At 37.2% G+C, this 6631-nt stretch carries 7 protein-coding genes; 3 read left to right on the forward strand and 4 right to left on the reverse strand.

Translation table 11 applies throughout. The features are described 5' to 3' along the window. Positions 1-567: 567 nt before the first annotated feature. Positions 568-1557, forward strand: coding sequence for a hypothetical protein (locus CWO92_RS17640; protein ID WP_101355521.1), 990 nt, complete (start codon positions 568-570; stop codon positions 1555-1557). Positions 1558-1806: 249 nt separating this feature from the next. On the opposite strand, the gene CWO92_RS17645 is transcribed toward CWO92_RS17640, so the two are convergent. From CWO92_RS17645 to CWO92_RS17660, 4 genes are read right to left on the reverse strand one after another with little or no spacing between them, the layout of a single operon-like run. Beyond that, a complete protein-coding gene (locus tag CWO92_RS17645; protein ID WP_101355522.1) occupies positions 1807-2373 on the reverse strand; it encodes an NADPH-dependent FMN reductase in 567 nt (188 codons plus the stop codon). A gap of 12 nt (positions 2374-2385) precedes the next feature. Next, entirely contained in the window at positions 2386-3441 is a 1056-nt protein-coding gene (locus CWO92_RS17650) for an LLM class flavin-dependent oxidoreductase (protein ID WP_101355523.1), read from the reverse strand. Between the two features lie 2 nt (positions 3442-3443). Then, positions 3444-4388 (reverse strand): ring-cleaving dioxygenase, encoded by a 945-nt coding sequence (locus CWO92_RS17655; RefSeq protein ID WP_101355524.1) that lies wholly within the window; start codon positions 4386-4388, stop codon positions 3444-3446. Positions 4389-4440: 52 nt separating this feature from the next. Continuing rightward, positions 4441-4884 carry a MarR family winged helix-turn-helix transcriptional regulator gene (locus CWO92_RS17660; protein ID WP_101355525.1) on the reverse strand — a complete coding sequence of 148 codons (444 nt, stop codon included), beginning with the start codon at positions 4882-4884 and terminating at the stop codon, positions 4441-4443. A 412-nt stretch (positions 4885-5296) separates the two neighbouring features. On the opposite strand from CWO92_RS17660, the gene CWO92_RS17665 reads away from it, so the two are divergent. Together CWO92_RS17665 and CWO92_RS17670 are read left to right on the forward strand one after the other, a co-directional pair. Then, a complete protein-coding gene (locus CWO92_RS17665; protein WP_101355526.1) occupies positions 5297-5668 on the forward strand; it encodes a MerR family transcriptional regulator in 372 nt (123 codons plus the stop codon). Position 5669: 1 nt separating this feature from the next. Further along, the gene (locus tag CWO92_RS17670; protein WP_101355527.1) at positions 5670-6410 is read left to right on the forward strand and encodes an SDR family oxidoreductase; all 741 of its coding nucleotides are present in this window, start codon (positions 5670-5672) and stop codon (positions 6408-6410) included. The last annotated feature ends 221 nt before the right edge of the window (positions 6411-6631 follow it).

A 6631-nucleotide genomic window follows, 5' to 3' on the forward strand; every position in this document is an offset into this window, starting at 1 on the left:
AATAAAAGCTGAAAAAAGACATGTAAAAAGAAACCCAGAAAATCACTTTTAAAAAAGGCTGCTGAGCCTACTAAAAGATCATTATAAAATTGAAAAACGCTTAGAATAATCCACCTTTCTACATATATTAAAAATTAAGGTTCAGGTAGCGCAACGATCAGAAAAAGATTAATCTCCTATGAGTGCTCTCCATCTACACCTCATGTAAAGGTTGGACGAAGGAATTTTTAGAGCGAAGACTCTGTGAGGCATGGGAGGGTTGACCTCCATGAGAAATGTGGACATCCATCAGTGCAATCATATTTTAATTCATCCACCATTTTTTTGTAATTGCGTGGCTAATGAGTCATAAGTCTTTTTGTTTCAAAGGTCCAATTTTATCCTTATGTGATAAATCTAACCATAAAACCGAGCGTTTAACTCTAAAATTTCTTTCTATAAAATACTGAGAATACTGGACAAAACGTGAGTTTTTATTTTGTTTATTGAGGGAGGTTAGTGAAATAAAGGAAAAAAGTTAATGCAAATAGAATTATGTAAGATAATCAATATGAGGTGTGATTTTTAATGATGATAACTGATTTGTGTGAAGCCTGTAAAAGAAACGAGATTAATGTTGTAGAAACGTCTGACGACCCTAATCAGCCTTATAAATTATGTAATCAATGTCACGAAAGGCTATTAAAATATTCGTTACGACCTATTGAATGGTACAACTTAGCTGTTGTCCATTCTCCTAATAAATTTTTATTACACGATGATTTTTATGAAGAAGACGGAGAGGCTTGTCAACCAGAAGAAGATGTATTTACAACTAAAAAAGATAAAGCACCAACATTACGAGCCGTTCGAAATGATTTGGAGTCTTTATTAGATTTTTCAATAACCAGATGGTTTCTTGAGAATGATGTAATAAGTGCTCTTAAAAAGCACGATACCCAAAAGACCTTGAGTTCTGTAAAATCTAGGTTTTATGGAACCAAAAATTATGAAGTAAAATCACGAATGCTGGAAATCGTAGCTGATGTTTTAGGTACTTCTGCTTCGGGATGGGTAAGGGAACTTTGGGAGAATTATGACGAGGAATTTCTTTACTCAATTTCTTGGGCAACAGCCAGTAGTTTGCCAGCCGAAGAGGGATTAAAAAATATATTTGAGAAATTGAAATTGGTAAGTGAAAAAGAATTGCCAATAGCGGCTTTTACCTGCCTATACCGTTTTCGTTCAAGCAATATACTTGATTGGATTGAGTCAACTTGCACAATTTTTAACGATAATTGGGGGAGGTTGGCAGCCGTATGCTTCCCAACTTGGGAAAGAATGAAATATTGGCTAAATAAAGAAAGACCTTTAAGTTTAATTGCACTGGATACAATGGCGAACTGTGTCAAAGGTTATGGTGACATTTATGTTGAGCAATTTTCGCCTAAGATACTTGGTACAGACAAAAATGAAGTAGAGCAAATATTAAATGATTATTATCAAAAAGATGGTGTTCCTCGCGTCAAAATGAAAGTAGCTAGAATAGTGGAGAATAAAAAAGAAATATTTGAATAAAAATCGGATTATTTTCATTAATTGAGGTAATTTGTGAAAAACTGTACTTAAAGTAACGGGTGCTTGAGCGAAACAAGGAGTTGTAGTTGCGGTCCTTTTTCTTGTTTCACTAACGGGGCAGAATAGTAGAATATAGTTGAAAATCAATAATGTCGCTGTTGATGTGAAATAACAAAAGCCGATTGCCATTCCAATTAGCTTTTGTTATTTAGAATCTTACCAATTTCAGTACCCGCATTAAAGCTTCTATTAAAAATCGTATTTTGCCTCTTTAGCTTCACGAATACTTCTATATGTTTCAGTTAATACAACTGTATCTTCTACCAAACGCTCCATCCGGAATAACACATCGTCATTGGTAATTTCTTTTCGATAAAAATCTTTTTCTTCGATAAAAACATATGTCTGAACAATTTGTGCTTTCATATAAGCCAAAATAGGTTTTAATTGTTGTTCCACCATTAAATAATGCTTTGGTGTACCAGCTGTGACAAGCATACTTACAACTTTATCGCGAAACGCGTTTACTGGAAGTAAATCGAAGATATTCTTTAACGTACCTGGGATAGATGCCTGAAACACTGGTGTACCAATAATAATGGCATCAGCGCCCATGATCGTCTCTGCAACGTATTTAGTATCACCTTCATATTCAAAGAAATTACGGCCATCACTAAATTCTACTTTATAGTCAGCTAAATCCAGCAGCGTAACTTCGTGCTCAGAGTACTTATTTTCAAGCATTTGAACCACTTTGGACATGGCCGTTTTTGTTTTTGAACCGACGATTGAGCCGGAAATTACAGTGATTTTCATTTCAATCTCTCCTTATTGGGTTGTATATTTTTTAATTGCTGGAATGATATCGTTCCCGATGATTTCGATGTTTTTCATAATCTTCTCGAAAGGCACACCACCAAAGTCGATTTCTGCCATAAATCGCTGCATGCCGTAAAGTTCATGTTGGTACAGCAGTTTTTCAATAATTTGTTGTTTGCTTCCCACCATTAATGCATCACGTGTATCAGGTGCTTGAGCGAATTGTTGTTTTGGATAACCGCCACCGCGAATAGCTTGGAATCCACCATTAATATGTGGGTACATCCCTTGTAATGCTTCTTTTGTTGTATCTGCAACATAGAATAGGCTGGTTGTCGCAATAGGCAATGTTTTTGAATCAAAGCCATTTCGTTCAGCCGCCTCTCTATAAGCATCAACAGAAGGTTTAAAATTGATTGCTGGTCCCCCTAAAGTAGTCAGCATCATTGGAATCCCCATAAAACCTGCTTTAATGGCACTTGCAGGTGGCCCGCCGACAGCACGCCAAATGGGGAGTGAGCCATTTTTAGGTTGTGGCAGTATTTGTGCATTTTGTAATGCAGGACGGAATTCGCCTTGCCATGTAATATGATCTTCTTCGTTTATTTTTTTGAGCAGTTCCAATTTTTCCTCGAAAATTTCCTCATAATCTTGTAAATTAACGCCTAGTAAGTGATAGGCACCTACCCGCGATCCGCGACCCGCAACAATTTCTGCACGGCCATCTGAAATTAAATCGATGGTGGCGAAGTCCTCATACACTCGTACAGGGTCTGAAACACTTAGTACTGTTGCTGAGCTTGTGATTTTAATCTTATTTGTCGCTTGAGCAATGGCACCTAAGACAACGGTATGTGCTTGTGTAGTAAAGTAAGTTTGATGACTTTCACCAACTCCAAAGACATCAATACCTGCTTGTTCTGACAGTTTACTGGCTTCTATTAATTCATTAATTCGTTGCTGAGCTGTAACACGCTCACCTGTTAGTGGGTTAGGAATATGATCTCCTAATGAATATAGTCCAAATTCCATACCTTTTGATGGATCTATGCGATATTGTTCCATAGTTAATTCTCCTCAATTGGTTTTAGATTTTCTTCAATTTCTGCACGACGAGCTTCTAAAAATGGCGGTAAATCCAATTTTTCACCTAATGTTTTGATATCTCCGTCGATTGTGAAACCTGGTCCGTCTGTTGCAATCTCAAATAAAATACCGTTTGATTCACGGAAATATAAGCTCTTAAAGTAGAAGCGATCCACAATGCCAGATGAATGAAATCCTCGTGCTCGTACTTGTTGGTCCCAGTAGGCAAGCTCTACTTCATCTCTAACACGAATGGCTAAATGATGAATACTGCCGCGCCCAGGTTTTTCAGCAGGTCCATCTAAATATTTCACAACGATTTCGCCAAATACTTCACCTTGTACGGATTGGAAAATCCCTTCATCTTCCGTACGTGATACTTCCGTATAGCCAAACATCCCTGTTAATGTTCTTGCTAATTTATCTAGTCTGCGTACGGTTATTTCTACTGAACCCATGCCTTGAATTTGGTGTTCTGCGGGCACGTTTGATCCTTCCCACGATTCCCAATGTTCTGCTTTACTACCATTTGATACAAGCAGCACCATGCGCAGGCCTTCAGAATCTTCAAAGTATATGGCAGGTCGATTGGCGTACATTGTGATGTCACTGTGTTGAACATTATGCTCCTGAAAACGTGATTTCCAATAGGTTAAGCTCGCTTCTGTTGGTACAAGTAAACCGATTTGGGTAATGGCGTTTGTGCCCCTGTATGTGCGTCCAACGAGTGGGATTTCAAAGAATGATAACTCTGTACCTGCACTTCCGATTTTATCCCCGTAAAATAAGTGATACATCGACGGATCATCCTGGTTGACCGTCATTTTCACACGGCGTAAACCAAGTACATCACGATAAAAGTGGTTATTTTGTTTTGCATCTTTTGTAATCATTGAAATATGATGATGTCCTGGAATTGTATACATATTTTTTTCCTCCTAATCATCACTTGATTAATCAAGTGATGAGGTAAAAAAATTACCTGTTCGGCAATTTCTTTTTTTCACTATTTTTTTGTACACGTGACATGAGCGAATACAAAGTTTTTTGTTCTTCTTCAGATAAACACTCATCAAAGAACGAAGATTGGAACGCAAGCTGAGCGTCAAACGCATTATCTAGTTTTTCGCGTCCTTTATTCGTTAACGAGATCGTTTTCGTTTTCCAATCTTGCTTCCGTTCAATGAGTCCGTCTTTTTCAAGGCGAGCGAGCATACGCGAAATACCACCTTGTGTCACCGTGACTTTCTCGGCTAGCTCACTTTGTGTTAATGGCTCGTATGTTGAGATTTGCATTAACACATCAAATTGTGCGGTTGTCAAATCAAATTGTTTTAAAAAATCATTTGATAGCAGGTTACTATGATGTGTGAATCGAGTGAGTCTTAGCCATATTAATGACCCGCGAGTATTTTGTTGCATATTGTTTGTCACTCCCTTCCGTTATTATCACTTTACCACTCAATTGATAACATTGCAAGATAAATAACTCGAATTCGAGTTATTTTTTATTTTGAATGACAATCGGATAAATCCAACCATAATACCGAGCATTTAACTCTAAAATTTCCTTCTATAAAATACTGAGAATACTGGAGAAAACGTGTGTTTTCACTTTGTTTATTGAGGGAGTTTAGTGGAAGAGTGTTGTTTAGCTTGTGTTCAACAATCGGGCCATATTCTTGAATAAGAGATGAAATTATTCGTAAGTAATCGAACTATAAGTTATTCAAATAACGGACTGTTTAGGTGAATAAATAATATTGACCTTCACACGATGTGATGGTTTATAGTTAAACCAAGGTAAGAAGAAATTTTAAGGAGGTGCTTATAAATGCACATTAGTGAATTAGCTCGAAGAACTGGAGTAAGCCTTCGCTCTTTACGGTACTATGAAGAAAAAGCCCTTTTGAATCCGATTCGATTAGAAAATGGCTATCGTCAGTATAGTGAAATTGATATTGAACAGATCCAAATGATTCAACTTTATTTAAGCATGGGTTTGAAAACAAATGAGATCGCTGATTTGTTTCATTGTGCGAGCGATGGACAAATAAAAGACGCATGTATACAAAATGGAATTAAAAAAGGGGAAAAAAAACTTACTGAAATCAGAGAACAAATAGCGATCTTACGTAGGGCTGAATCCCAGCTGATGGATGTAGTAACAGATTTAAAAAACAGTATCAATCAAGGAGATAATTAAAATGAGTAATAAAATAAGCTCAATCAATCAAAGGATTGCTTTAGTCACGGGTGGAAATCGTGGTATTGGAAAAGAAATTACACGGCAGTTGGCTTTAAAAGGATACCATGTGCTGATCGGATGTCGGGATATAGAAAAAGGGGAAAAGACTGTTACAGAAATGTATAAAAATGGACTGACTATTGATCTACAAGTAGTCGACGTAAATGATCCAGACAGTGTAGAACAGATGATTAAACGAGTAAAAGATGAGTATGGTCGACTAGATGTACTGGTGAATAATGCTGGAATTATCCTTGACAGGGGAGTTTCTATTTTAGAAGTAGAAGAGTTGGTGGTAAAAGAGACCTTTGAAACAAATTTCTTTGGAGCCCTAAGGTTGATTCAAGCAAGTGTTCCTTTAATGAAAGAGCAAGGTTATGGGAGGATAGTAAATCTTTCCTCTGGTTTAGGAGCATTTGAAATTCTTCAGGGATTTGGAGGTTTGAAAGGCTTATCGGGAGCTTACCGTATATCCAAAACAATGTTAAACGCATTAACATGTCTAATCGCTCAGGAAATCACAGAACCAAATATAAAAGTAAATGCAGTATGCCCTGGCAGTGTTCAAACTGACATGGGGGGAGAAAGCGCTCCTAGTACAGTCGTTGAAGGAGCTGATACTGCTGTTTGGTTGGCAACATTAGAAGAAGATGGACCAAATGGTGGATTCTTTAGGAATCGCCAAAATATTAATTGGTAATGAAGGTGACTCCTTTTTAAACAGAGTGAGGTAGTTTAAGAAGCTATAGGCAATAATCATTATCTTGAACTTCCACAATCGGGCGCAATTGTTGAATAAGCGTCACTTTTCTTCTTCAACTAACGGGTGCAATAGTTTAAGAGCCAACTGCCAATTTGGTAGCTTTTTCTTATTCTACTAACGGGGCAGGTTAGTGGAGGAAGGAAATAATTTTTACCTGC

Origin of the sequence: Heyndrickxia camelliae, from assembly GCF_002844575.1 — a bacterium.
Classification (GTDB): domain Bacteria; phylum Bacillota; class Bacilli; order Bacillales; family Bacillaceae_C; genus Margalitia; species Margalitia camelliae.